Source organism: Alkalicoccobacillus porphyridii (genome assembly GCF_007293315.1).
Lineage (GTDB): Bacteria > Bacillota > Bacilli > Bacillales > Bacillaceae_D > Alkalicoccobacillus > Alkalicoccobacillus porphyridii.
The window spans coordinates 1-310 of the sequence record NZ_VLXZ01000130.1 but is presented as its reverse complement, the minus strand read 5'-3'; the positions used below and the strand labels follow the sequence as shown (position 1 = coordinate 310).

Genomic DNA, 310 nt, shown 5'->3' with positions numbered 1-310 from the left:
ATATTCTCAACCATGTTCATCACTGGTCTTTCCGAAAGGCTGTAAGAAATAACTTCGTTGTTGAAGAGATCTATTACTGGAGACAAATACAGCTTGCGCCCATTGACTGCAAATTCAGTAACATCGGTAACCCACTTCTCGTTTGGCCGCGTAGCCTTGAAATCTCTTTGGAGAACATTAGGGGCGGTTTGCCCTACCTCTCCTCTGTAAGAGCGGTATCGCTTGACCTTAATCGCTGCTTTAAGTGAGAGGGTTCCCATCAGGCGCTGAACAGCTTTATGGTTAATCTGTTTCCCTTCTCGATGAAGAG

1 protein-coding gene is annotated in these 310 nt (G+C 45.5%); it reads right to left on the bottom strand.

The window, feature by feature from the left end; genetic code table 11:
- Positions 1–310 (bottom strand): DDE-type integrase/transposase/recombinase (locus FN960_RS23795; RefSeq protein WP_368854058.1); only part of this gene is annotated, 310 nt, incomplete at both ends.